General features: G+C 70.0%; 20 protein-coding genes and 1 pseudogene. 10 read left to right on the top strand and 11 right to left on the bottom strand.

What is annotated here, in order from left to right; translation table 11 throughout:
* Positions 1-248: 248 nt before the first annotated feature.
* From QRY02_RS36485 to QRY02_RS36500, 4 genes and pseudogenes are all read left to right on the top strand, one after another.
* Positions 249-1,352: a globin domain-containing protein gene (locus QRY02_RS36485; RefSeq protein WP_285987322.1), complete on the top strand. Its 1,104-nt coding sequence runs from the start codon at positions 249-251 to the stop codon at positions 1,350-1,352.
* Between the two features lie 74 nt (positions 1,353-1,426).
* Positions 1,427-2,142, top strand: a pseudogene (locus QRY02_RS36490) (dienelactone hydrolase family protein).
* 146 nt (positions 2,143-2,288) lie between these two features.
* Positions 2,289-3,044: a lytic polysaccharide monooxygenase gene (locus tag QRY02_RS36495; RefSeq protein ID WP_285987324.1), complete on the top strand. Its 756-nt coding sequence runs from the start codon at positions 2,289-2,291 to the stop codon at positions 3,042-3,044.
* On the top strand, positions 3,041-3,565 hold the full coding sequence (locus QRY02_RS36500) for a DUF305 domain-containing protein (protein ID WP_285987325.1): 525 nt from the start codon (positions 3,041-3,043) through the stop codon (positions 3,563-3,565). Before QRY02_RS36495 ends, QRY02_RS36500 begins: the two co-directional genes overlap by 4 nt.
* A 73-nt stretch (positions 3,566-3,638) precedes the next feature.
* Here QRY02_RS36500 and QRY02_RS36505 read toward each other — a convergent pair whose 3' ends face one another.
* The 7 genes from QRY02_RS36505 to QRY02_RS36535 all read right to left on the bottom strand — a co-directional run bounded on the left by QRY02_RS36505 (position 3,639) and on the right by QRY02_RS36535 (position 10,942).
* The gene (locus tag QRY02_RS36505; protein ID WP_014467870.1) at positions 3,639-4,064 is read right to left on the bottom strand and encodes a heat shock protein transcriptional repressor HspR; all 426 of its coding nucleotides are present in this window, start codon (positions 4,062-4,064) and stop codon (positions 3,639-3,641) included.
* Positions 4,065-4,069: 5 nt separating this feature from the next.
* Positions 4,070-5,248 carry a molecular chaperone DnaJ gene (gene dnaJ / locus QRY02_RS36510; protein ID WP_285987326.1) on the bottom strand — a complete coding sequence of 393 codons (1,179 nt, stop codon included), beginning with the start codon at positions 5,246-5,248 and terminating at the stop codon, positions 4,070-4,072.
* A 30-nt stretch (positions 5,249-5,278) separates the two neighbouring features.
* Positions 5,279-5,986: a nucleotide exchange factor GrpE gene (gene grpE / locus QRY02_RS36515; RefSeq protein WP_285987327.1), complete on the bottom strand. Its 708-nt coding sequence runs from the start codon at positions 5,984-5,986 to the stop codon at positions 5,279-5,281.
* Complete coding sequence (gene dnaK, locus QRY02_RS36520; RefSeq protein WP_285987328.1) at positions 5,983-7,857, bottom strand: molecular chaperone DnaK; 1,875 nt, start codon at positions 7,855-7,857, stop codon at positions 5,983-5,985. The genes grpE and dnaK overlap by 4 nt, the downstream gene beginning before the upstream one ends.
* A gap of 543 nt (positions 7,858-8,400) precedes the next feature.
* Positions 8,401-9,843, bottom strand: coding sequence for an alpha/beta hydrolase (locus tag QRY02_RS36525; protein WP_285987329.1), 1,443 nt, complete (start codon positions 9,841-9,843; stop codon positions 8,401-8,403).
* A 67-nt stretch (positions 9,844-9,910) separates the two neighbouring features.
* Positions 9,911-10,144 carry a hypothetical protein gene (locus QRY02_RS36530; RefSeq protein WP_285987330.1) on the bottom strand — a complete coding sequence of 78 codons (234 nt, stop codon included), beginning with the start codon at positions 10,142-10,144 and terminating at the stop codon, positions 9,911-9,913.
* Positions 10,145-10,171: 27 nt separating this feature from the next.
* The gene (locus QRY02_RS36535; RefSeq protein ID WP_285987331.1) at positions 10,172-10,942 is read right to left on the bottom strand and encodes a DUF4097 family beta strand repeat-containing protein; all 771 of its coding nucleotides are present in this window, start codon (positions 10,940-10,942) and stop codon (positions 10,172-10,174) included.
* Positions 10,943-11,114: 172 nt separating this feature from the next.
* Between QRY02_RS36535 and QRY02_RS36540 the strand changes: the two genes are divergently transcribed.
* From QRY02_RS36540 to QRY02_RS36550, 3 genes are all read left to right on the top strand, one after another.
* Positions 11,115-11,648 (top strand): YbhB/YbcL family Raf kinase inhibitor-like protein, encoded by a 534-nt coding sequence (locus tag QRY02_RS36540; RefSeq protein WP_285987332.1) that lies wholly within the window; start codon positions 11,115-11,117, stop codon positions 11,646-11,648.
* An 81-nt stretch (positions 11,649-11,729) separates the two neighbouring features.
* Positions 11,730-12,569, top strand: a complete 840-nt coding sequence (locus tag QRY02_RS36545) for a helix-turn-helix domain-containing protein (RefSeq protein WP_285987333.1) — start codon at positions 11,730-11,732, stop codon at positions 12,567-12,569.
* Position 12,570: 1 nt separating this feature from the next.
* Entirely contained in the window at positions 12,571-12,735 is a 165-nt protein-coding gene (locus QRY02_RS36550) for a DUF397 domain-containing protein (protein WP_285987334.1), read from the top strand.
* On the opposite strand, the gene QRY02_RS36555 is transcribed toward QRY02_RS36550, so the two are convergent.
* On the bottom strand, positions 12,732-13,169 hold the full coding sequence (locus tag QRY02_RS36555; RefSeq protein ID WP_285987335.1) for a GNAT family N-acetyltransferase: 438 nt from the start codon (positions 13,167-13,169) through the stop codon (positions 12,732-12,734). The genes QRY02_RS36550 and QRY02_RS36555 overlap by 4 nt on opposite strands.
* A gap of 21 nt (positions 13,170-13,190) precedes the next feature.
* Positions 13,191-13,751, bottom strand: coding sequence for a TetR/AcrR family transcriptional regulator (locus QRY02_RS36560; RefSeq protein ID WP_176178057.1), 561 nt, complete (start codon positions 13,749-13,751; stop codon positions 13,191-13,193).
* A 155-nt stretch (positions 13,752-13,906) separates the two neighbouring features.
* On the opposite strand from QRY02_RS36560, the gene QRY02_RS36565 reads away from it, so the two are divergent.
* The 3 genes from QRY02_RS36565 (at position 13,907) to QRY02_RS36575 (ending at position 17,897) form a co-directional block, all read left to right on the top strand.
* Positions 13,907-16,120, top strand: coding sequence for a (Fe-S)-binding protein (locus tag QRY02_RS36565; RefSeq protein ID WP_285987336.1), 2,214 nt, complete (start codon positions 13,907-13,909; stop codon positions 16,118-16,120).
* 317 nt (positions 16,121-16,437) lie between these two features.
* Complete coding sequence (locus QRY02_RS36570) at positions 16,438-16,869, top strand: DUF742 domain-containing protein (protein WP_285987337.1); 432 nt, start codon at positions 16,438-16,440, stop codon at positions 16,867-16,869.
* Between the two features lie 17 nt (positions 16,870-16,886).
* Positions 16,887-17,897 carry a cation diffusion facilitator family transporter gene (locus QRY02_RS36575; protein WP_285987338.1) on the top strand — a complete coding sequence of 337 codons (1,011 nt, stop codon included), beginning with the start codon at positions 16,887-16,889 and terminating at the stop codon, positions 17,895-17,897.
* Here QRY02_RS36575 and QRY02_RS36580 read toward each other — a convergent pair.
* Together QRY02_RS36580 and QRY02_RS36585 are read right to left on the bottom strand one after the other, a co-directional pair.
* Positions 17,891-18,598 (bottom strand): CAP domain-containing protein, encoded by a 708-nt coding sequence (locus tag QRY02_RS36580; protein WP_285987339.1) that lies wholly within the window; start codon positions 18,596-18,598, stop codon positions 17,891-17,893. The two genes, QRY02_RS36575 and QRY02_RS36580, sit on opposite strands and share 7 nt — an antisense overlap.
* Before the next feature lie 145 nt (positions 18,599-18,743).
* Positions 18,744-23,417, bottom strand: coding sequence for a CLIPPER-2 domain-containing protein (locus QRY02_RS36585; RefSeq protein ID WP_502874289.1), 4,674 nt, complete (start codon positions 23,415-23,417; stop codon positions 18,744-18,746).
* Positions 23,418-23,522: the final 105 nt, after the last annotated feature.

Genomic DNA, 23,522 nt, shown 5'->3' on the forward strand with positions numbered 1-23,522 from the left:
ACAGGCGGGGTTTACCGGCCGTACCTGAATTGCTCCGTTCGAGCGGAACGCGCGGAATCACGCGCATCTGCACGGGAATTCGCCTACAGTCGGGAACCCTCGGGGGCGGCACCGCACGGCGACGCCGCATGCACGGCGCGAAAAAGCCTTTGCACGACTGGAGAATACCGTTCCCGATGAGTGCTGAATCCGTGAAGATCTCCACCATGCCAGAGACGCTTCCTGTTTCGGCTGTGGAAGGTCGAGAGATGGCCCGGTTGATTCGTGAAAGTTTTGCGGAGATCGAGCCGAAAGCCGACGAACTCGCCCAGTACTTCTACGGCGCGTTGTTCGTGGTCGCCCCCGATTGCCGTGAGCTGTTCCCGGTCACCATGGCGACGCAGCGGAGCCGGCTGCTGCGCGCGCTGGTGTACGTGGTGCAGATGGTCGACCGGCCCGACGAGCTGGTCACCTTCCTCGGGCAGCTGGGTCGCGACCACCGGAAGTTCGCCGTCGTCTCCCGCCACTACGACGCCGTGGGTGTCGCGCTGATCGCGGCGCTGAAGCGGTTCCTCAAGGAGAAGTGGACCGCCGAGGTCGAGTCCGCGTGGACCTCGGCCTACGGGCTCATCGCCAAGACGATGCGTGAAGCCGCCCAGGCGGAGACGGGGCCGGCGGCGTGGTCGGCGACCGTGCTGGAGCACCGGAAGCTCGGCCGCGACATCGCCCTGGTGAAGGTGCGCACCGAAGGCCTGCTGCCCTACCGCGCGGGCGGGTACGTCAGCGTGGAAGTGCCGCAACGGCCGCGGTTCTGGCGGTACCTTTCGCCAGCGAACGCGCCCCGCGGCGACGGCCAGCTCACCTTCCACGTGCGCGCGGTGCCCGGCGGCTGGGTCAGCGGGAGCATCGTCAACCACACCAGACCGGGGGACGTGTGGCGCCTCGGTCCGTCGATGGGCGTCCTGAACGTCCGCCCGACGTCCACGAAACGCCGGCTGCTGATGATCGGCGGCGGCACCGGGATCACGCCGCTGCTGGCGATCCTCGACGACCTTTCGCGCTGGAAGCACAACCCGCCCGTGCACCTGTTCTTCGGCGGCCGGCGACCGGAAGACCTGTACGCGCTCGAGGAGCTGCGCCGGCTGGCCGCGACGTCGAAGTGGCTGACGGTCACCCCGGTCACCGAGGAGGGCGCGCTGTCCGGCGGCGACCGCGGCACGCTCGCCCACGCCGTCACCCAGCGCGGCACGTGGGGCAACCACGACGTTCTCGTTTCCGGTTCGCCGCCGATGATCCAGGCGACCGTCGCCAAGCTGCTGGCCAGGGGAATCGATCTGGAACGAATATCCTACGACCCCTTCACCCTGGACTGAGGTTTGTCCGGAATGCGCTGAGAAACTCTCAGCAAGCGGCGCGGAAGCGGCGGTGGCTCGCTATCTTCGCCGATATGGAGATGACTATTCCGGTTTCGGACGGCACCATCGGCGGCTACCTGGCGGAGCCCGCGGGCGCGGGGCCGCACCCGGGGGTGGTGCTCATCCACGACGCGTTCGGGCTGAGCCAGGACACGAAGGACATCACCGACCGCTTCGCCCGCGAGGGCTATCTCGCGCTCAGCCCGGACCTGTATTCGCGCGGCGGCCTGTTCCGCTGCGTGCGGCGGGTCTTCTCGGACATGTTCGCCAACCGCGGCCGGGCGTTCGACGACATCGAGGCGTCCCGCGCGCTCCTGGCCGCGCGGCCGGACTGCTCGGGCCGCATCGGCATCGCCGGGTTCTGCATGGGCGGCGGCTTCGCGCTAGTCGCGGCGTCACGCGGGTTCGAAGCGTCCGCGCCGTACTACGGGCAGCTGCCGAAGAACCTGTCGGTGCTCGACGACGCCTGCCCGGTGGTCGCCAGCTTCGGCAAGAAGGACTTCGGGCTGCGCGGCGCCGCGGCGAAGCTCGAGACGGCGCTCACCGAGCGCGGCATCCCGCACGACGTCAAGGAGTACCCGGACGCCAGCCACGGGTTCGCCAACAAGATCGACACCGCGGCCCCGGTGAACCTGCTGTCAAGGTCGTCGGCTTCACCTACCACCACGAAGCGGCCGAAGACGCGTGGCGCCGGGTGACGTCTTTCTTCGGCGAACACCTGCAGCAGCCGGCCCCACCTTCGCACTGAGCCGAGCGGAGCAGCGAATTCGTCGAACGGCGGTAGTTCGTTGACCGTTGTGCCCGAATCGCCTTATGGTCTAGACCACATCTTCCCCGGATGTGCTCGTTCGTCCTCCCCTCCGGAACAACGCTGTTCCCCCTCGAGGAGCCGAAATGACCTGGAAAAGAAAGCTCTTCGCGGCCGCTGCCGGCGCCCTGCTCGCGCCGGTGCTGGTCGTCGTCCTCCCCGCCACCTCGGCGAGCGCCCACGGTTACGTGTCCGATCCGCCCAGCCGGCAGGCCAACTGCGCCGCCGGGAAGGTCTCCGGCTGCGGCCAGATCGTCTACGAACCGCAGAGCGTCGAAGGCCCGAAGGGGCTGCGCAGCTGCAACGGCGGGTTGTCGCAGTTCGCCGAGCTGACCGACGAGTCGAAGCCGTGGCCGGCCAAGTCGGTGGGCAGCACGGTGACGTTCAACTGGGTGTTCACCGCCCGGCACTCGACGTCGAACTACGAGTACTACGTCGGCGGCACCCGCGTCGCGGTGTTCAACGGCAACAACCAGCAGCCGCCCTCGACGTTGTCGCACACGGTGAACCTGGCCGGCTATTCGGGCCGGATCAAGGTGCTGGCGATCTGGAACATCGCGGACACGTCCAACGCGTTCTACAGCTGCGTCGACCTTCAGGTGGGTGGCGGCGGCACCCCGCCGCCGACGACCACGCCGCCCCCGGCCACGACCCCGCCGCCCACCACGACCCCGCCCCCGACGACCAAGCCGCCGACGGGTGGCACGTGGGCGGCGGGCACGGCGTACAAGGCGGGCGACGTCGTGACGTACGGCGGCGCGAGCTACCGCTGCCTCCAGCCGCACACGGCGATCGCGGGCTGGGAGCCGCCGAACACCCCGGCGCTCTGGCAGCGCCAGTGAGAGTGGTCCTGGCCGTCGTCGCGCTGCTGCTGACCGGTTGCGCGACGACGGCTCCGCCGCAGTACAACGCGGCCGACGTGATGTTCCTGCAGATGCTGATTCCCCAGAACCAACAGGGGATCGAGATCGTCCGCCTGGCCGCGGCCCGGCCGTTGCCGTCCTCGGTGAAGGAGCTGGCGGCGGCGATCGAGGTGACCCAGCAGACCGAGACCGACGACATGCGCCGGTGGCTCCACGACTGGAACCAGCCCGAGACGGTGGCTCCGCAGGCTCACGCGGGCCACGGCGGAATGAAGATGACGGCACCGGATCTGGTCGGAGCGCTCCGAACCGCACCGGACAGCGAGTTCACCCGCCGGTTCCTGGACGTCCTGACGGGACAGCAGCAGGGAGCGGTCGAGCTGGCCCAGACGGAGAACGGGGCAGCCGGCGGGGTGAACGCCCAGGCACGGGACTTGGCGCGGCGGGTCATCGAGTCCCGGACGGCCGAGGTCAAGCAATTGCTGAACGTCAAGGCGTAACCCGCGGCGCGCTCTGCACGCACGAGGGCCTCCCCGGTCGCCCGGGGAGGCCCTCGTCAGGTCGCTCAGGTGGTCAACGGCGCTTGGGACGCCAGACCACCAACGCCGTCTGCTGGTTGAGCGGCACCAGGTCCCGGCGGTAGGACGCGTGCGCCGCCGCCGTGGCCTGCTCCGCCGCTACATACGCCGCGGTCAGTTCCTCGGTCAGCTCGGTGATCCGGGCCCGCAGCGCGTCGACCTGGTTCTCCAGCTCGATGATGCGCTTGATGCCGGCCAGGTTGACGCCGTCCTCCTGCGACAGGCGCTGGACCTCGCGCAGCAGCGCGATGTCCCGCATCGAGTAGCGCCGCCCGCCGCCGGGGGTGCGACCCGGTGACACCAGGCCCTGCCGGTCGTACGTGCGCAACGTCTGCGCGTGCATCCCGGCGAGCTGGGCCGCCACCGAGATGACGAACACCGGGGTCTCCTCGTCGCCTTCCTGGGGTATCCCGCCGAACACCACTCTCACCTACCTTGCAGCAGCTCGGTGATCTCGGGCCGGGGGTCGTGCCCGGCCATCGCCTCGGCGTACGCCTGCAGTGCCTCGCGCGCCTTGTCGTCCAGTTTGGCGGGAATCGCCGCCTGGAGGGTGACGAGCAGGTCACCTTGCGAGCCGTCGCGCTTGGCGATGCCCTTGCCGCGCACGCGCAGCACCCGTCCGCTCGCGGTGCCCGGCGGCACCTTGAGCGAGACCTTGGCTTCCAGCGTCGGCACCGTGATCGTGGTGCCGAGCGTCAGCTCCGTGAAGTCCACCGGCACGGTGATCGTCAGGTCGAGCCCCTTGCGCCCGAACAGCGCGTGCGGAGCCACGTGCACCCGGACGTACAGGTCACCGGCCTGCGCCCCACCCCGGCCCGGCTCGCCCTGGCCGGCCAGCCGGATGCGCTGGTCGTCGTCGACACCCGGCGGGATCCGGACGGTCAGCGTGCGGGTCCGCGTGCTGATGCCTTCGCCGCCGCACTCGGGGCACGGGTCGTCGATGATCGTCCCGCGGCCACGGCAGTCGCGGCACGGCTCCGAGAACGCGAACGCACCCTGGCTGCGGCTGACCAGCCCCGACCCGGAACAGGTCGGGCAGGTCCGCGGCGTCGTCCCCGGCCGGGCCCCGTTGCCGCTGCACGTCGCGCAGGTCGCCGGGCTCGACAGCCGCAACGGCAGGGTCGCGCCCTTGACCGCCTCGGTGAAGTCGATCCGGACGTCCGTTTCGACGTCGGCACCGCGCTGCGGCCGGTTCGCCGTCGCGCCCGCCGAGGCCCGGCCACGGCCGAAGATCCCGCCGAGGATGTCACCGAGCCCGCCGAAACCGCCCTGCTGCCCCGCGCCGGCGCCGGCTTGGCCGAAGATGTCGCCTACGTCGAAGCTGCCGCCACCGCCGCCGCCGCCGGGGAAGTTGAAGCCACCCCCGCCGCCGAACAGGCGCCGCGCCTCGTCGTACTCCTTGCGCTTGCTCGCGTCGGAGAGCACGCCGTAGGCCTCGGAGACCGCCTTGAACTTCTGCTCCGCCTGGGCGTTGCCGGCGTTCGCGTCCGGGTGGTTCTCCTTGGCCAGCTTCCGGTAGGCCTTCTTGATTTCGTCCGCGGTGGCGTCGGAGGAGACGCCCAGTTCACGGTAGAAGTCCTTACCGATCCATTCCCGTGCACTCATCGGGCGTCTCCTCCTCCCACTTGATTCCTCTTACTGCTGCTGTTCATCGACTCCGCCGTCGAGTGGCAGCTCGCCACCGACGGACGGGTCCCCCGGGGCCGCACCGGGCTCGTGGTCGGTCACGCCGACCAGCGCCGCCCGCAGTACGCGGTCCCCGAAGCGGTACCCGCGGCGCATGACCACGGTGACCGTCGGGCCCGCCACGTCCGGCGAGGTGTTGTGCTGCACGGCCTCGTGCACGCTCGGGTCGAAGGGCTCGCCCTCGGCACCGAACGACTCGAGTCCCGCGCGCTGCAGGCCGCTGATCAGCTTGTCGCCGACGGCCTTGAACGCGCCGGTGAGGTCACCGTGCTGCTCGGCCCGCTCGAGGTCGTCGAGCAGCGGCAGCAGGTCGTTCACCACGGTCGCCTTCGCGCCGATCACGACCGCCTCGCGGTCACGCTCGACCCGCTTGCGGTAGTTGGCGTACTCGGCCTGCAGGCGCTGGAGGTCGGCGGTGCGCTCGGCCAGCTCCTTCTCCACGTCGGAGACGACCGACACCGAATCGTCCATGATGGTCTCGCCGAGCGAAGGGCCCGCGTGCTCCACGGGCGCCTCCTCCGGCTCGGGGGCGGCGTGGGCCGGACCGGGCGGACGGACCTGCCCGGTCTGGGGGTCCACCCGCCGCCGATCCCGCACGACCACCGGCTCCTCGGGGCCTCGGCCCTGGTTCTCGGATTCGTCGTAGCTGTGGGTCACTTCTTCTCGTCCTCTTCGACGATCTCGGCGTCCACCACGTCATCGGCCTTGGCCTGGCCACCGGCCGCACCGGCGTCCCCGGCCGCACCCGCACCCGCACCGCCGGCCGCACCGGCCGCCGCGTCGGCGTTCGCGTTGGCGTACAGAGCGGTGCCCAGCTCCTGCGAAGCGGCGTTCAGCTTCTCGATCGCCTCGCGGATCTTGGTCGAGTCCGTGCCCTTCAGCGACTCGTTGGCCTCGTCGATCGCGGACTTGACCTTGCCCTTGAGGTCCTCGGGCAGCTTGTCGTCGTTGTCCTTGACGAACTTCTCGGTCTGGTAGACCAGCGTCTCCGCCTGGTTGCGGGTTTCCGCTTCCTCACGGCGCTTCTTGTCTTCCTCGGCGTGGGCCTCGGCGTCCTTGACCATGCGCTCGATGTCGTCCTTCGGCAGCGCGGAGCCACCGGTGATCGTCATCGACTGTTCCTTGTTCGTGCCCAGGTCCTTCGCGGTCACGTGCACGATGCCGTTGGCGTCGATGTCGAAGGTGACCTCGATCTGCGGCACGCCACGCGGGGCCGGCGGGAGACCGGTCAGCTCGAACATGCCGAGCTTCTTGTTGTGCGCGGCGATCTCACGCTCACCCTGGAACACCTGGATCTGCACCGACGGCTGGTTGTCGTCCGCGGTGGAGAAGATCTCCGAGCGCTTGGTCGGGATCGTGGTGTTGCGCTCGATGAGCTTGGTGAAGACGCCACCCTTGGTCTCGATGCCGAGCGACAGCGGCGTGACGTCCAGCAGGAGGACGTCCTTGACCTCGCCCTTAAGCACACCGGCCTGCAGCGCCGCGCCGACCGCGACGACCTCGTCCGGGTTCACGCCCTTGTTCGGCTCGCGGCCGCCGGTCAGCTCCTTGACCAGGTCCGACACGGCCGGCATGCGGGTGGAACCACCGACGAGCACGACGTGGTCGATGTCGCCGACGGCGATGCCCGCGTCCCGGATGACGTTGTTGAACGGGTTCCGGGTGCGCTCGAGCAGGTCCGCGGTGATCTTCTGGAACTCGGCGCGCGAGAGCTGCTCGTCGAGGAACAGCGGGTTCTTGTCGGCGTCGACCGTGATGTAGGGCAGGTTGATGCCGGCCGAGTTCGAGCTGGACAGCTCGATCTTCGCCTTCTCCGCCGCCTCGCGGATGCGCTGCAGCGCCATCTTGTCCTTGGTCAGGTCGATACCGTTCGTGGCCTTGAACTTGTCGACCAGCCACTTGACGATGCGCTCGTCCCAGTCGTCACCACCGAGGTGGTTGTCACCGGAGGTGGCGCGGACCTCGACGACGCCCTCGCCGATCTCCAGCAGCGAGACGTCGAAGGTGCCACCACCGAGGTCGAAGACCAGGATGGTCTGCTCCTTCTCGCCCTTGTCCAGGCCGTACGCCAGCGCGGCGGCGGTCGGCTCGTTGACGATGCGGAGCACGTTCAGGCCGGCGATCTGGCCGGCTTCCTTCGTGGCCTGCCGCTGGGCGTCCTCGAAGTACGCCGGGACGGTGATGACCGCGTCGGTGATCGTCTCGCCCAGGTACGCCTCGGCGTCGCGCTTCAGCTTCATCAGCACGCGCGCGCTGATTTCCTGGGAGGTGTAGTTCTTCCCGTCGATCTCGGTCTTCCAGTCGGTGCCGATGTGCCGCTTCACGGACCGGATGGTCCGGTCGACGTTCGTGACGGCCTGGTTCTTCGCCGGCTGGCCGGTCAGCACTTCGCCGTTCTTGGCGAAGGCGACGATCGAGGGGGTGGTCCGGGAGCCTTCCGAGTTGGCGATGACCGTCGGCTCGCCGCCCTCAAGGACGGCGACGACCGAGTTGGTCGTGCCGAGGTCGATGCCGACCGCTCGCGCCATGGTGCTTCCTCCTGTGTACGACTGTGTGTTCATGACCTGCAGGTTTGTGCTCGCCTTGAGCGAGGCCCTGGCAAGTTTTATCGGGCCTTCGCGCACTCCGTCAAGCTGGACTTGAGTCGACTGCGCTCAACCTCTGTACCCAGCCTAACGAGGCGATCCGGGTTCTTGTTCCCGGGCCCGGCGACCGAGTGTGCCCGGAGCGGCTGTGAGGCCGCTCACCTGGCGGTTCGCCTCACCGGCAGACCGCCCCCGACCAGGGCCGCGGCCGGCGCAGGCACCCCGGCCGGCCACGGCCGGTCGGCAGCCACCCGCGGACCGAGCGCCACTGCCGCGCCCGAGCGGCCTCCGCCCCTCCATCCGCTCGGCCCTTCGCTACCTCCACCCCTGCCCCTCCCGGCCCTGCCCCTCCCGGCCCTGCCCCTCCCGGCCCCTCCAGCCCGGCCCCCGGCCCCAGGCTCGGGCCCAAGCCCCAAGCCCCAAGCGATGATCCCCGAGCCCTGAGCCCTGAGCCCTGAGCCCTGAGCCCCGACGGATGATCCCGCCTCACCGGCAGACCGCCCCCCGACCAGGAACGACGCCCCTCACCAGGTACGCCACCTCGGCCGCCCGAGCGCAGGCGGAGTTGAACAGTCCCGTGTGGCCGTCGTCGGTCCGGGTGAGCAGAGCCGCGCCGTCGATGCTCGCCGCCAGGCCGCGCGCCCAGGCCAGCGGGGTTGCCGGGTCGTGCGCGCCGCCCACGACCAGGATCGGCGGGGCGCCGTGGACCGGGTGTGGCTGGGGTGGGTTCTTCGCCGGGACCGGCCAGCCCGTGCATCCACTGGCGAAGTCCCAGTACTCCGAGTACCGCCAGCTGTGCGGGGCCGCCGCACGCACCAGCCGGGCCATCCAGCCCATGTCCGCCGGCCCGGTGAACGGCGACGGGAAGTCGTGACAGCCGATCGCCCGGTACGCCCCGTAGATCGGCGACAGGAACTGGTTGCGTTCGGTCAGCCCCTTCGCGTCCGGGAACTCCCCGCCGGCCGCGGCCAGGTCCTGGCCCAGCGCCGGCCAGTCGTCGCGGAGGTAGAGGTGGCCGTACACCCCCGCCGAGACTTCGTCGGCCGTCGCGGGCCGCCCCAGGTCGCTCGACCAGATCCCGCCGCGCGCCGCCCTGGCCACGACGTCGTCGTAGAAGCGGAGGACATCCCGGCCGTGCAGGGCGCAGCCGGCCGCACCGCGGCACCAGTCCGCGAACCGGACCAGCGCGTCCTCGGTGGCCGCGGCCTCCTCGAGGATCGCCTGGTTCATCGGCCGCGCGTGGTCGATCGCGCCGTCGAGCACCATCGCCCGCACCCGGCCGGGGTGCTTCGACGCGTAGACCGCGCCCAGCTCGGTGCCGTAGGAGAGACCCAGCCACGAGATCTTCGGCTCGCCGAGCGCGGCCCGGATCGCCTCGATGTCCTCGGCCGCGCTCTGCGTGTCCGCGTTCGCCAGCAGGGGTCCGGTCCGGGCCAGGCAGTCGGCGCCCGCCTTGCGGTTGTGCGCGACCAGCGCGTCGAACCCGGCCCGCGTCGACGGGAACCGGTCCAGGGCCGGATCGAACAGCGTCGCCGCGTCGCACGTGATGCGTGGCGTGCTGTACCAATCCCCGCGCGGGTCGAACCCGACGATGTCGAACCGCTGCCGCAGCTGCGCGAGATCCGGCGAGGCCAGCCCGCCGAACTGCACGAAGCCGACACCGGAGCCGCCCGGCCCGCCCGGGTTCACCAGCAGCGAGCCGATCCGGTGGGACGGATCGAGCGCGGGCAGCCGGGCCAGCGCCAGCTTCGCCGACCCGAGCTCCGGCCGCGTGCGGTCGATCGGCACGTCGACCGTCGCGCACTCCGCCGATGGCTCCTGCTGCGTGGCGCACGGGCGCCACGTCGGAACCGAAGCCGAAGCGACGGCCGGTACCGCCGCCATGACCACGACCGCCGCGATGACCGCGGCGACCCGGCGCACGTCCATGATGTGGTTCCTCCCCCTGCACGCCGGCCTTCGGCGTGCTTCCTTCCTAACAGCGGCCACCGACAGTTCAGGAGTGGCGGGCCGTCCAGGAGGAGAAGAAGAAATCCGGATTTCCTTGCCGCACAACGACTTCTGCCGGTGTGCCCACCCAAGAAGTCACCCGATAGTGGGAATCCGCGGACACCGGCACCCCCTGCGCCGGCGTCTCCGCGGACCCACCACGCGCGAACCCCACGACGCCGAACGTCGCGATCGCCCCCAGCAGCGCGGCCACCAGCACGCGCCGTTCGATCCTGCCCATCGGAAATGCCCCCGTAGTAAGAGAAAGTCAGGCCGCGCGGACCGTGACGCTGCCGCTTTCGGTCGTCAGGTCCAGCACGTGCTGGGCGGACCGGTCGGTCGGGACGTCGAACTCGCGGTGCCCGCTGTCGCTGTTGCCCTCGACGCGGTACGGCCCGCCCGGCACGGCCAGTTCGATGCTGCCGCTGTCGGCGTGCACCTTCACGTCGTTCGCCTGGGCCAGCGTGAAGTCGACGCTGCCGCTGGAGGCCGTCACGTCGACCGGGCCGCGCACGTCGCGGCCGGTGATGCTGCCGGAGTCGCTCTGCGCCCGGACCTCGCCGACGTTCCGCAGGTCGATCGAGCCGCTGTCCAGCACCAGTTTCACCGCACCGGAGACGTCCTCGACGCGGGCGTGCCCGGAATCGGCGTGAACGTCCACACTCGACACCCCGGCGATGTCCAGCCCGCCGGAGTCGACGGTCCCCGTGACGGGCACGCCGGCCGGCACGACGACCTCGAAGTCGACCGAGCAGTTGGTGCCGCAATCGCCGAGCACCAGCTGGTCGCCGTCGACGCGGTAGAAGGGGCCCGTCGGCTTGCTCCGCCAGTGGTAGCTGACCTCTTCGCGCACCGTCGACGGTCCCGAGCCGGTGCGGATCTTCACCGATCCCGCGTCGCCTTCCAGCTTCACGCTGCGGATCGTCTGCGAAACGGTCCCGGTGTTCCCGAAATCCGAACCCCAGCCCCACCCGAACGCGGTCGCCAGGCCGACGCCGATCAGGACGATGCCACCCAGAGCCAGAAGCGGGCGCGCCATGGTCGTTGGTCCCCTCAGTGTTGTTTCCTCTGCGTGAGAAACGTTATGACGAGGTGAGCGGGCCGTACATGGGGGTAACCCCCCGAAAGACCCTGAGATACCTCCCTGAGACGCAGGGACGGCGCTCGGGGCCTAACCTGGCGAAGTCTCCAGTTCATGATCAGGAGGATCCATGCCGCAAGCACCCGGCCCGTACGAGTTCCTGCCCGACGTGCCGTCCTTCACCCTCCGCAGCAACGACGTCGCCGACGGCGAAACCCTGGCCACCCCCCAGTTGTCCGGCATCTTCGGCGCCGGCGGCGAGGACCGTTCGCCGCACCTGGCGTGGGAAGGCTTCCCGGCGGAGACGAAGAGCTTCGCGATCACCTGCTACGACCCGGACGCCCCGACCGGCAGCGGCTTCTGGCACTGGGCGGTGTTCAACGTCCCGGTTTCGGTGACGGAACTGGCGTCCGGCGCGGGAGACGGCTCGGGCCTGCCGGACGGCGCGGTGACGCTCAAGGGCGACGGCGGGGTCAAGCAGTACCTCGGCGCGGCGCCCCCGCCCGGGCACGGCCCGCACCGCTACTACTTCGCGGTGCACGCCCTCGATCTGGACAAGCTCGACGTGCCGGAGGACGCGACACCGGCGTTCCTCGGCTTCAACATGTTCGGCCACACGCTGGCCCGCGCGGTGATCACACCGGTGTACGAGAACAAGGGCTGAGGTTCCCCGGGCCCGGCGCTGTTGCCGATCGGCAACGGAGCCGAGCCCGTTTTTGTCGGACCCCGCTGACACACTGCGGTCATGCCACCACCGATAGCGACACCCCGGTCGAGAGCGCTGGGGTTCGGACTGCGGAAAGCGCGGAAGGCCCGCGGGTCCGGGCTGCGCGAGCTGGCCCGCGCCACCGGTGTGCACGCGGCCGAGCTGTCCAACTGGGAGCTCGGCCTGCGCGTGCCCCGGATCGAGGAGGTCGCGCTCCTGCTCGGGCAGCTGCGGGTGCTCGGCGCGGAGCGCGACAGGCTGTTCGAGCTGGCTCGCACCGCGCGTGAGCCGAACTGGGCCGAGAAGGAGATGCCCGACGCCCCGGCGATCCTCACGACGCTGGCCGAGTACGAGCGCACCGCGGCCGCGATCTTCAGCTGGCAGCCGATGCTGGTGCACGGCCTGCTGCAGACGCCCGACTACGCCCGGGCGATCCTCTCGTACGGCGGTTCTCCCGCGCAGCTGGTCGAGCAGCGGTTGCGGGTGCGCCTGGTCCGGCAGGCGGCCGTGCGGGAGCCCCGCGCACCGGAGTGTTCGATCTTGCTCGGCGAAGTCGCACTCCGACAGCAGATCGGCGGCCCGGAGACCCTGGTCGACCAGCTTCGTCACCTCGTCGACCTCCCGCGCCGGCTTGCGGTGCACGTGGTGCCGTCCGGCGGTGACTTTCACCCCGGACTGAACGGCTCCTTCAGCGTCTTCGAGTACTCCGACCTGCCCGCCATCGTGTTTTTGGACCAGCACCGCGGCAGCGCCTACATCTACGATGAGGATCAGGTGGCGGACTACAAGTCGGCCGCGAAGACCATGGCATCCCTGGCGTTGAACGTGGACGAATCGCGCGCGTTCATCGAGGGGGTGATCGCCGAACTGGAGGCCTGACGTGACCTGGCGGAAGTCGACCTACAGCGGGCAAGAGGCCGAGTGCGTGGAAGTGGCGCTCGCCCCGGTGGTGCGGATCCGCGACACGAAGGACCGCCCGGGCGGAACCCTCGAAATCACCACCCGATCGTGGGACGCCCTCCTCACCGACCTGGCCCGGCGTTAGTCGACGAAACTCGCCGAGTTAGGACCTTCGCGCTCCAGGTAGTGGCCCCGGGTGTGCTCGGCGAAGCCGAACTGCCGGTACAGCCCGTGCGCGTCGGCGGTGTGGAGCATCCAGCGGAACTGGGCGCCGGGACCGTTGTCGATCATCTCCCGCACGATCTCCTTGCCGAGGCCGCTGCCGCGGGCGGAGTCGACGACGAAGACGTCGGCGAGGTACGCGGACGAGACGCCGTCCGAGAAGGCGCGGGCGAACCCCACCATCGAGCCGTTCCGGTAGGCGCCGACGACCCGCCACGAGCCGTCGATGGCCGCTTCGACCTGCGCACGCGTGCGCCAGCGGCCCCAGTAGGCCTCGGTGGAGAGGAACTTCCACACCACCTCGAGGTCCAGCCGCGCACGGTCGTCGTCGAGCTCGTAGTCCCCAAAAGTCCGCATGATCCGAAACTAAAACAGCCGTCAACGCGGTTTCAGCAGGTAGTCCACCACCGGACGCAGCTCGTCGGCCGACGGCGGGCCGTCGTCGATCAGGCCCTGGATGAGCAGCCCGTCGATGCCCGCGAGGAACACCCGGAACGCCACTTCGTCGTCGTGGCGGACCATCGACGTCAGGACGTCCAGCCAGCGCCGCGCGGCCGGCCGCAGCTCCGGCTTGCGCGCGGCCAAGAGGTACAGCTCGTACTCCGCCATCGTGCGCCCGCGCCGCGGCCCCAGCGCCTCGGCGAGCAGGGCCGCGACCTCCTCGGCGCCGCGCGACCCGCGGGACCGGGCCCGGTCGATCATCCAGTAGACCTCGGTGGCCATGTCGCGGGCGCACGAGATGAGCGTGGCGACCAGGAGGTCGTCCAGCGACGAGAAGTGGTAGGTCGTGGACGTCGTCGGCACGCCGGCCTCGGCCGCGACCGTCCGGTGGGTGACGCCCGCGACGCCGTCGCGCTCGATGATCCGCAGCGTGGCCTCGATGAGTTCGGTGCGCCGCTTCTCGCCACGCGCCTTACGGCCGTCCACTTGCAGCTTCACCATGGGGTGAAAACTACCTGAACGATCGTCCCGAAACAAAGAGCGACGTACACCACATCGGTGGGACTTAGGGCCACTCAACGGGTTACTCATCAGTAAGGACGGTTAGTCTCCCGGCACCACCACAGTTTTTCCGGACGAAAGGCACCCGAACGATGGGCGCTCTGCAACTGACGCTCGGCGGGATCTCCGTCGTGCTCGGCCTCGTCGCCTGGGGCATGTTCGCCGCGACGATCGCCCGTTTCGTGCGGGTGATCCGCCTCGGGCAGCCCGACTCGACGCGCAACGGGCCGTTCATGCCGCGCATGAAGACGCTGATCAAGGAGTTCGCCGCGCACACGCGGATGAACCGCAAGCGGAGCGTCGGCCCGGCCCACTGGCTCGTGATGTGGGGCTTCCTGCTCGGCTCGCTCGCGCTGTTCGAGGCCTACGGCGAGGTCTTCGTCCCGACGTGGGGCTGGCCGATCCTCGACGACTTCCCGCCGTTCCAGCTGCTCATGGAGCTGCTCGGGCTCGGCACGATCGTCGGCATCCTGGTGCTGATGGCGATCCGGCAGCGCAACCACCCGCGCCGCGCCGACCGCCAGTCGCGCTTCGCCGGCTCCAACTTCAAGTGGGCGTACTTCATCGAGGCCGTCGTCCTGATCGAGGGCATCGGCATCATCGGCGTCCGGGCCGCGAAGTCCGCGCTGAACACCCACGAAGGGCCGCTGTGGGCGTCCTTCGTCTCGAACCCGATCGGCCAGCTGCTCCCGGCCAGCCCGAACCTGGTGACGATCTTCGCGTTCGTCAAGCTGATGAGCGCCACGGTCTGGCTGATCGTCGTCGCGCGCACCATGACCATGGGCATCGCGTGGCACCGCTTCAGCGCCTTCTTCAACATCTACTTCAAGCGCGAGGCCGACGGCGGCGTCGCACTGGGCGCGCTCAAGCCGATGATGAGCGGCGGCAAGGTCCTCGACCTCGAGGAAGCCGACCCCGACGAGGACACCTTCGGCGTCGGCAAGATCGAGGACTTCAGCTGGAAGGGCTGGCTGGACTTCTCGACGTGCACCGAGTGCGGCCGCTGCCAGGAGCAGTGCCCCGCGTGGAACACCGGCAAGCCGCTGTCGCCCAAGCTGGTCATCACCCAGCTGCGGGACCACGCGTACGCGAAGGCGCCGTACCTGCTGGCGGGCGGCAAGCGGGACATGGCGGGCGACGAGATCGGCCTGTCCGGCGACAACATGTACGCGGGCATCGACGTCCTGGCGATCGCCGAGTCGCAGAAGGCTCTGATCGGGGACGACGGCGGCGTCATCGACCCCGACGTCCTGTGGTCCTGCACCAGCTGCGGCGCCTGCGTCGAGCAGTGCCCGGTCGACATCGAGCACGTCGACCACATCGTCGACATGCGCCGCTACCAGGTGATGATCGAGTCGTCGTTCCCCAGCGAGCTGAACGGCATGTTCAAGAACCTGGAGAACAAAGGCAACCCGTGGGGCCAGAACGCCAAGGACAGGCTGGCCTGGACCGAAGAGCTCGACTTCGAGGTCCCGGTGTTCGACGGCGACATGGGTGACGCCGAGTACCTGTTCTGGGTCGGCTGCGCCGGCGCGTTCGAGGACCGCGCGAAGAAGACGACGCGCGCGGTCGCCGAGCTGCTGCACATGGCCGACGTCAAGTACAAGGTGCTCGGCTCGGAGGAGTCCTGCACCGGTGACCCGGCCCGCCGCGCGGGCAACGAGTTCCTGTTCCAGATGCTGGCCCAGCAGAACGTCGAGGTGCTGAACTCGGTGTTCGAGGGCCGCGAGCGCAAGGCCCGCAAGGTCGTCGTGACCTGCGCGCACTGCTTCAACACCCTCGCCAACGAGTACCCGGAGCTGGGCGGCCAGTTCGACGTCGTGCACCACACGCAGCTGCTGAACCGCCTGGTGCGCGAGAAGCAGCTGGTGCCGGTGGCGCCGGTCGCCGAGGACGTCACCTACCACGACCCGTGCTACCTCGGCCGCCACAACAAGGTGTACGAGGCGCCGCGCGAGCTGGTCGGCGCGACCGGCGCGCAGCTGCGCGAGATGCCGCGGCACGGCGACAAGTCGATGTGCTGCGGCGCGGGCGGCGCGCGGATGTGGATGGAAGAGAAGATCGGCAAGCGGATCAACATCGAGCGCGTCGACGAGGCGCTCGGCACCGCGCCGTCGAAGATCGCCACCGGCTGCCCGTTCTGCAAGGTGATGCTGAACGACGGCCTCACCGCACGTCAGGCCGACGGCAGCGCGAGCGAGAAGGTCGAGATCGTCGACGTCGCGCAGATGCTGCTGGAGTCGGTCAAGCGCAAGCCGGAACCGAAGCCGATCGCGCTCGGAGCGCCGTCACTCACGGAGGAGTGACACATTTCCCGAGAACGCACGGCCCCGGTCAGTACTCCTGACCGGGGCCGTTTTCGTGATCGAGAAGATTGGTGATCTCGTAGCCATTCCACTACCCGTTGTCACACCTTTGTCCTGTCCCTCAGGCCCGCTAGCTGGGACTTCGTGAAAGTAATCGTTTTCTTGAAAAATGTTCATGATAATCACCGAAATGGCCCATCAGGTTAAGGAGAAACGACGGCCTGAACCCTGGACAAGCGGCGTATCCTGGCCTTTCCTCGCCGCCGCCGTTGCCAGCGAGGCACCATTGACGATCACGGAATCAGGGGGCGGCACGGATGGCCGAGGACCGGCGGACCACTACGACCGGCCGACACGCACTCCACCCCATCCCGGACGACATCCGGCTTGCCCAGGACTACGTACCCACGCAGCGCACCCTCGTGCGCCCGTACGTCCTCACGCGCGGCCGGACGCAGTCCCGGCGGCACCTCGCGATCGAAGCGATGGTCTCGACGCGGGCCGAGGCGCACTGGGACGGTGCCCGGCTGACCGGGGAGATCCGCTCGGTGCGCTCGCTGTGCCTGCACCCGCGTTCGGTCGCCGAGGTCGCGGCCACGCTGAGCGTGCCGCTCGGCGTCGCGCGCGTCCTGCTCGACGACATGGCCGAACAGGGCCTGGTGACCATCCACGACAGCCGGACCAGCGCCGACGGCCGGCCGGCGATGGCGCTCATGGAACGCGTTCTGCACGGCCTGCGCCGCCTCTGAGCACTACGCTCACCAAGGTGAGCGAGGAATCCGGGAACTCCGGCGGCGAAAGCACCCTGACCGTCCTGCTCGCCGGTGGGGTGAACCTGGCGATCGCCATCATGAAGCTGATCGCGGGCATCATCACCGGCTCGGGCGCGATGCTGTCCGAAGCGGCGCACTCGGTGGCCGACACGATCACCGAGGTCCTGCTGCTGACCGCGTTGAAGCGCTCGGAGCGCCCGGCCGACCGCGTGCACCCCTTCGGCTACGGCAAGGAGCGGTACTTCTGGTCGCTGCTCGCGGCCGTCTCGATCTTCGCCTCGGGCGCGATGTTCGCGCTCTACGAGGGCGTTTCGACGCTGTTGGGGCACGGCGAGGCGCAAAGCACGTCGCTGCTCAGCTACATCGTCCTGGCGGTGGCGTTCCTGCTCGAAGGCACGTCGTGGCTGCAGGCCGTGCGCCAGGTCGTCCGGGAGTCCAAGGCCGAGCAGCAGTCGATGTGGACCTACCTGCGGCTGATCGACGACCCGACGCCGAAGACGGTGCTGTTCGAGGACTCGGCCGCGCTGGTCGGCCTGTTGCTCGCGTTCGGCGGCATCGGCCTGCACCAGCTCACCGGCTCCGAGGTCTGGGACGGCGTCGCGTCGATCGCCATCGGCCTGCTGCTCGCCTGCGTCGCCTACCTGCTCGGCCGCACCAACCGCGGCCTGCTCGTCGGGCGCCAGGCCGACCCCAGGCTGGTCCGCGGCATCCGCGACCACCTGACCGCCGCGCCGGAGATCGAGGCCGTCGTCGACCTGCAGACCATGCTGATGGGCACCGACCAGGTGCTGGTCTGCACCCGCGTCGACTTCGACGACTCGCTCGGCGCCGCGGACCTCGAACGCGCCTGCGTCCGGCTCGCGGCCGAGCTGACGGAGACGTTCCACGACGTCACCGAGGTGTTCATCGAGCCGGTGCCGCGGTCCGATCCGGATCTGCGGGCGACGGTGCTGGCGCGCTACGGCGACATCGCCGAGCGGTGGAGCAAGCCTTCGCCTCAGTAACCGAAGTCCTGGACCCAGTACCAGCCCGCGGTGGTGACGCCGACGCCGATCTTCTTGAGCGTGCAGTTCAGGATGTTCGCGCGGTGGCCTTCGGAGTTCATCCAGGAGTCCATGACCTGCGCCGCGGACGTCTGCCCCCGCGCGATGTTCTCGGCACCCGGCTTCGGGTAACCGGCCTGCTTGATGCGCTGGTCGAACGTCGTGCCGTCGGGGCTGGTGTGGGAGAAGAAGTTCTCGGCCGACATCTGGTCGCTGAAGTCCTGCGCGGCCTTCGTGACGTGCGATTCCTCGGTCAGCGGCTCGCAGCCGGCCTTGGCGCGCTCGTCGTTGACCAGCGTGATGACCTGGGCGGCCACGGAAGGCGCGACACGGGCCGCGGGCTTGGTGCTCGACGGCGGAGGAGGAGCTTCGGACGTCGAGGGCTGCGGCGCGGCGGACGTCTCGGTCGGCGTGGGTTCCGCGCTGGACGTCGTCGGGGCGGGGGCCGAGGTGGTGGGCGCGGCAGGCTGACCGGGGGTGGTGGTCTGGACCTTGCCGCCGGCGAGGTCGGTTCCGCTGCCGCTGCCCGCGCCGGCGGGCGCGTTCGGCAGGACCAGCGCCGCGGCGCCGAGCTCAGCGGTGTTTCCTTCCGCGGTGGCCATCCAGGTGCCTGCCGCGGCGGAGAAAACGCCGAGCAGCACACTGAGTGACACGATCACCACGTGCGCACGTTCACCAATGGGGGACACGGCGCAGGAACGTATCACGGGACAATTACGACGAGAACCCCGCGAACGCACTGGTCACATTTTCCGTCGGTGACAGGCATCCATTTCGAGGCAATCGGGCGCTTCCTTGTTACTCCATTCAGCTCATTCGAACGACGAAGGCCGCTTCGCCGGACGCTGTCACTGGACGCCGGGCCGGGTCTTGACCGGTGGCGGTTGCTTTGCTCCTGAAGCCAACTTTGCCCGCGATCGTTGTGCAGGTGTACGAGATTTCGGCGTCAACGGCCAGTTCCCGCGCGGTGTGCGCGCAGGACGGCGTGTGGTCGTCGACGACTCTCACGTCGGCGAGCGGGACGTCACCGGTGTTCTTGACCAGGATCGAAAACGTGACGGTGCCGCCTTCCCGGACTTCGTAGGGAGCCGCGTCTTTCATCACGGCGATCTCGGGGTGGACTACGTCGACTTTTGCGTCACCGGCTGATTGCACCGTGCGACCACTCGGATCAATTCCGGTGATCTCGAGAGCTTGCGCGAAGTCGTCGCCGGGCGCTCTGCGGGTGCAGGTGTACGTCTTGACCGCGCCCGCCGGGACGCTGTCGAACTTGTTCGCGCAGGTCGTTTGCTCGTCCACAACGGACACTCCGGTGAGCGGGACGTCGCCGGTGTTGTGCGCGGTGACGGCGAAGGTGACTTCGTCGCCTGCTCGGACCGTCCGGGGTGTCGCGTCGATCGTGAGCTTCACGGCCGGGTGGATGACGTCGATCTCGTCGATGTCTGCTGCCGTCAGCGGCGGGCCGACCGGGGCGTCCGCCGTTGCCCTCGCGGTGTCGGCTTCGTCGTCGGCCGGGGCGGTCGTGACGCAGTCGAACTTCTGCGTGGCACCGGCTTCGAGCTGGTCGAAGGTCTTGGCGCAGGACCGGCTCTGGATGTGGACGGCGGTCAGCGGGACGTCGCCGGTGTTGGTGACGGTGAGGGTGGAGGTGACGGTGTCGCCGGGGCGGAAGGGGCCGCCGTGGACGTCCTGCGTGAGCTCGAGGGCGGGGTGCAGGACGGTGTAGGCCGCAGCGTCGGTCGCGCTGACCTGGCGTTTCACCGGATCGGTGCCGTTTGCGGTGGCGGAGCTCACGAAACTGTCGGTGCCGGCGTCTACCTTGCAAGAGCGGCGCTGCAGGGCGCCGGGGAGGAGGGTGCCGATGGTTTGAGCGCACGCCGGAGTGCTGTCCACAAGGGACACATCGGTCAGCGGGACATCACCGGTGTTGGTGACGACGAGGGTGAACGTGACGGCATCGCCGGGCCGGACGCGCGCGGGCGTGGCGTCGTTGGTGACGGTGATCGCGGGATGGATGACGTCGACACCGGCGGAAGCGGAGGCGGTCACGGGCCGATCCGTGGCATCGGTACCGGTGGCTTTGGCAACGGCGGCAAAGTCGGTTTCACCGGCGGCTTGGGTGCAGCTGTAGGTGAGTTTCGCCTGCGGTTCGAGCCGTCCCAGGGACTTGGCGCAGCCCGGGGCCCGCTCGTCGACGACGGCGACGTCCTGGAGCGCGCTGTCACCGGTGTTGGCGACGGTGATGGTCGAGGTCACGGCGTCCCCGACACGAACGACGGCAGGGTCGACGGTCCGGCTGATCGCAACGGCGGGGTGAATGACGTCGACGGCGGCACTGCCGGACGCGGCGACATCCGCGCCGACGGGTGGAGTGGCGACAATCCGGACGCTGCGGGTGACATCGTCGGCCGGTGCTGTGGTGGTGCAGGCGAAGTCGCGCGAGGTGCCGGGGTCGAGGGTGCCGTCGAGGGTCTGGGTGCAGCTGGTGGCTGGGGTTTGGGTCGCCGGTGCTTGGGCGGCCGGGGGTTGGGCGGCCGGGGGTTGGGCGGCCGGGGTTTGGGCGGCGGAGGCGGCAGCTCGCGCGCCGGCGCCCGACGCGGCGGCAGGTGGCCCGTCGATGGCTCGCGGGCCGGTGGCCTGCGCGTCCGCGACTCGCGTGTCGGTGGCTTCCGTCTCCGTGGCTGGGGTGGCCGTGGCTGGCGTGTGCGTGGCCTGCGTCTCCATGCCCGGCGTGTCCGTGGCTCGCGTTCCCGTGGCTCGCGCGTCGGTAGCCGGCGTGCCCGTGCCCGGCGCATCCGTGGCTCGCGCGCCGGTGGCCTGCGCGTCCGTGACCCGGAGACTCGTCAGCGGCACGTCACCGGTGTTGCGAACCGTGATCCGGAACGGCACCTTGTCGCCCTCGCGGAACGGGCCGCCCGTCACCTCGGTCGTGATCGCGACCGCCGGGTGCTGGACCGCGAACGCCCCCTCCGCGGCCGCCGTCACCGGGCGGGTCGTCGGGTCCGTGCCCGTCAGCGTCGGCTTGTTCGCGAAGCCGGCCGCGCCCGCGAGCGTCGTGCACGTGTACTCCTGCTGCGCCTGCAGCTGGAGCGTGCCGAACCGCTTCGCGCACGCCGGGACCTGGTCGTCCGCGACCGTGACCTCGGTGAGCGGCACGTCGCCCGGGTTGGCCGCGGTGATCGTCCAGGTCACCGTGTCGCCCTCGCGGACCTGGGCCGGTGTCGCGCGCACGGCCAGCCTGACCGCCGGGTGGATCACGTCCACCGCCGCGTCGTCGGTGACCTTCACCGCGCGGCCGAGCTGGTCCTTGCCGGTGGCCGTGGCCGTCGTGGCGAAGTCGTCCGGTGGGGCTGGGGCGGTGCACGTGTAGGTGACCGTCGCGCCCGGGGCCAAGGCGCCGATCGCCTTGGCGCACGCCGGGACGTCGTCCGTCACGGCCACCTCGGTCAGCGGTGCGTCGCCGGCGTTGGCGGCCGTCACCGTGAACGTGACCGGGTCGCCGGCGCGCGCGATGGCGGGCGTGGCGTCCTTCGTGAGCGTCAGCGCCGGGGTGATGACCGTGACCGTCGCCGACGCGCTGGCCGTCACGGGCCGGCCGGCCAGGTCGGTTCCGGTCGCCGTCACCTGGGACGTCGCGGTCCGGGAAGGGTTCGCCGTGCACGTGTACGTCTGCGTCGCACCCGCGGCCAGGCCGGCGAAGGTGTGCGCGCACGCCGACGTCGTGTCGTCGGTGAGCTTCACTGGTGCGAGGGGGCTGTCGCCGGTGTTGCGCACCGCGACCGTCCAGGTGACGGCCTCGCCCGCGTGGATCACCGGCGGGTCCGCGGTCTTGGCGACCTCGACCGCGGGCGCGATCGTCGGCGCGGGCGCGTCGGCCGTCGCCGTGAGCTGCTTGCCGAGCTCGTCGGTGCTGACCGCGTTCGCCGTGTTGACGCCGTCGGCGATCGGCGCCTTCGCGGCGCATGTCGTCGTGCGGCTTTCGCCCGGCGCGAGCGCTCCGGCGAGAGCGCACGACGGCGTCTTCGGGTCGGCGATCTCGACGCCGGACAGCCGCGTGTCGCCGGTGTTCGCGACCTTGATCGTGAACGTCGCGACCTCGCCGGCGCGGTACGCGGGCCGGTCGGCCGTCTTCGTCATGCCCAGCGCCGGGTGCAGGACGTCGACCGGGGCGCTTGCGACGCCGTCGAGTGCGTCGCCGAGCGCGCTCGTACCCGTTGCCTTCGCGGTGTTCGTGAAGTCGTCGGGCGGTGCGGTTCCGGTGCACGTGTAGCTGACCGTCTGACGCGGGGCGAGCGTGCCGAGCAGTTTGGCGCAGCCCGGGACGGCCGGGTCGGCGACCTCGACACCGGACGCCGGGACGTCGCCCGGGTTGGTCACGACGACGGCGAACGTCACCGGCTCACCGGCGTGCGCCTTCGGCTGGGTGGCGCGCACCGCGATCTGGAGTTCGGGCACCGGCACCGAAAACGCGAGGTTCTGCGCCAGGATGGCGTCACCGCTGGTGACGAAGCCGAGCTTCGTGCTCGTCGCGCCGGCGGGGATGCTGTCGACGTTGAACGCCTTCGCGTCGACGCTGAAGTTGTTCTTCGCGCCCGGCGCCGCGGCGGTGTCGGCGTTGGAGATGAAGAAATTGGCCGTGCCGCCGGTCGCGGGCTCGGCGGCCGGGGTGCCGTCGACCAGGAACTGGTCGCCGGACGCGCCCCAGTCGCCGTCGTAGGCCGTGACGCCGAGGTGTGCGTCGGCGGCCGCGGCGCGGAAGCCGGTGATCGTCGCCTCCGCCGCCGGGGCGCCGGCGGTCTGCCGGACGTGGCCGTCGTAGACGACCACCTTGCGCTTGTTGGGCGCGTAGTCCGCGTTGCGCTCCGGGTAGGCGTAGACGAGCGCGATCGACCAGCCGCCCGCGCAGTCGAAACCCCGCAAAGCCCAGACGTTCCCGACCGTCACGTCGAAGACGGCAGGAACTTTCGCGAAGAGGCCGGTCACGTCGGCGCGCGCCGAGTAGTAACCGCCGTCCTCGACGTACCCCGAGGGCGCGACGTCCACGGATTCCGCGCTGCCGACGGAAAGCCGGACGTTCTGCTTCGCGGGCGTTCCGGGCGGCGCGACCGCCGAGGGACCGCAGGTGGTGCTGCCGGCCCAGTTCAGCCGGGCGAAGACGACGCGAGCTCCCGGCGGGACGCCCACCGACGCGCTCGCCGAGTCGAACGTGCCCGGGTCGGCGTCGACGTCGGCCCACTGCATGAAGAAGTCGTCGTTGGCGAGCGTGTCCTTGCGGTCGGCGGTGTTCGCGCACGCCGCGGGGGTCGCGACCGTCCCCGTCGTCGGCGCGCTGTCGGCGGCGACCGGGCAGCGCAGGACGCCGTTGCCCGTGTAGACGAAGTCGCCGTAGACCACGTCGTCGTAGCCCACCTCGAACGGTGGCGCGGCGGCCGCGCCCGCCGACGGCACCAAGGCCGAAGCCAGGAAGACCAGTACCAGCACGAGAATCGGGCGAAGCGGTCTGTCGGGCAACGGCACTCCTCGCCACCTCCGGGGCCGAGACGACCTTGGGAGCGTGGCACGGGACCCGGTTTTACGCCTTCAAAC

It is taken from the genome of Amycolatopsis sp. DG1A-15b, from assembly GCF_030285645.1.
Taxonomy (GTDB): Bacteria; Actinomycetota; Actinomycetes; order Mycobacteriales; family Pseudonocardiaceae; genus Amycolatopsis.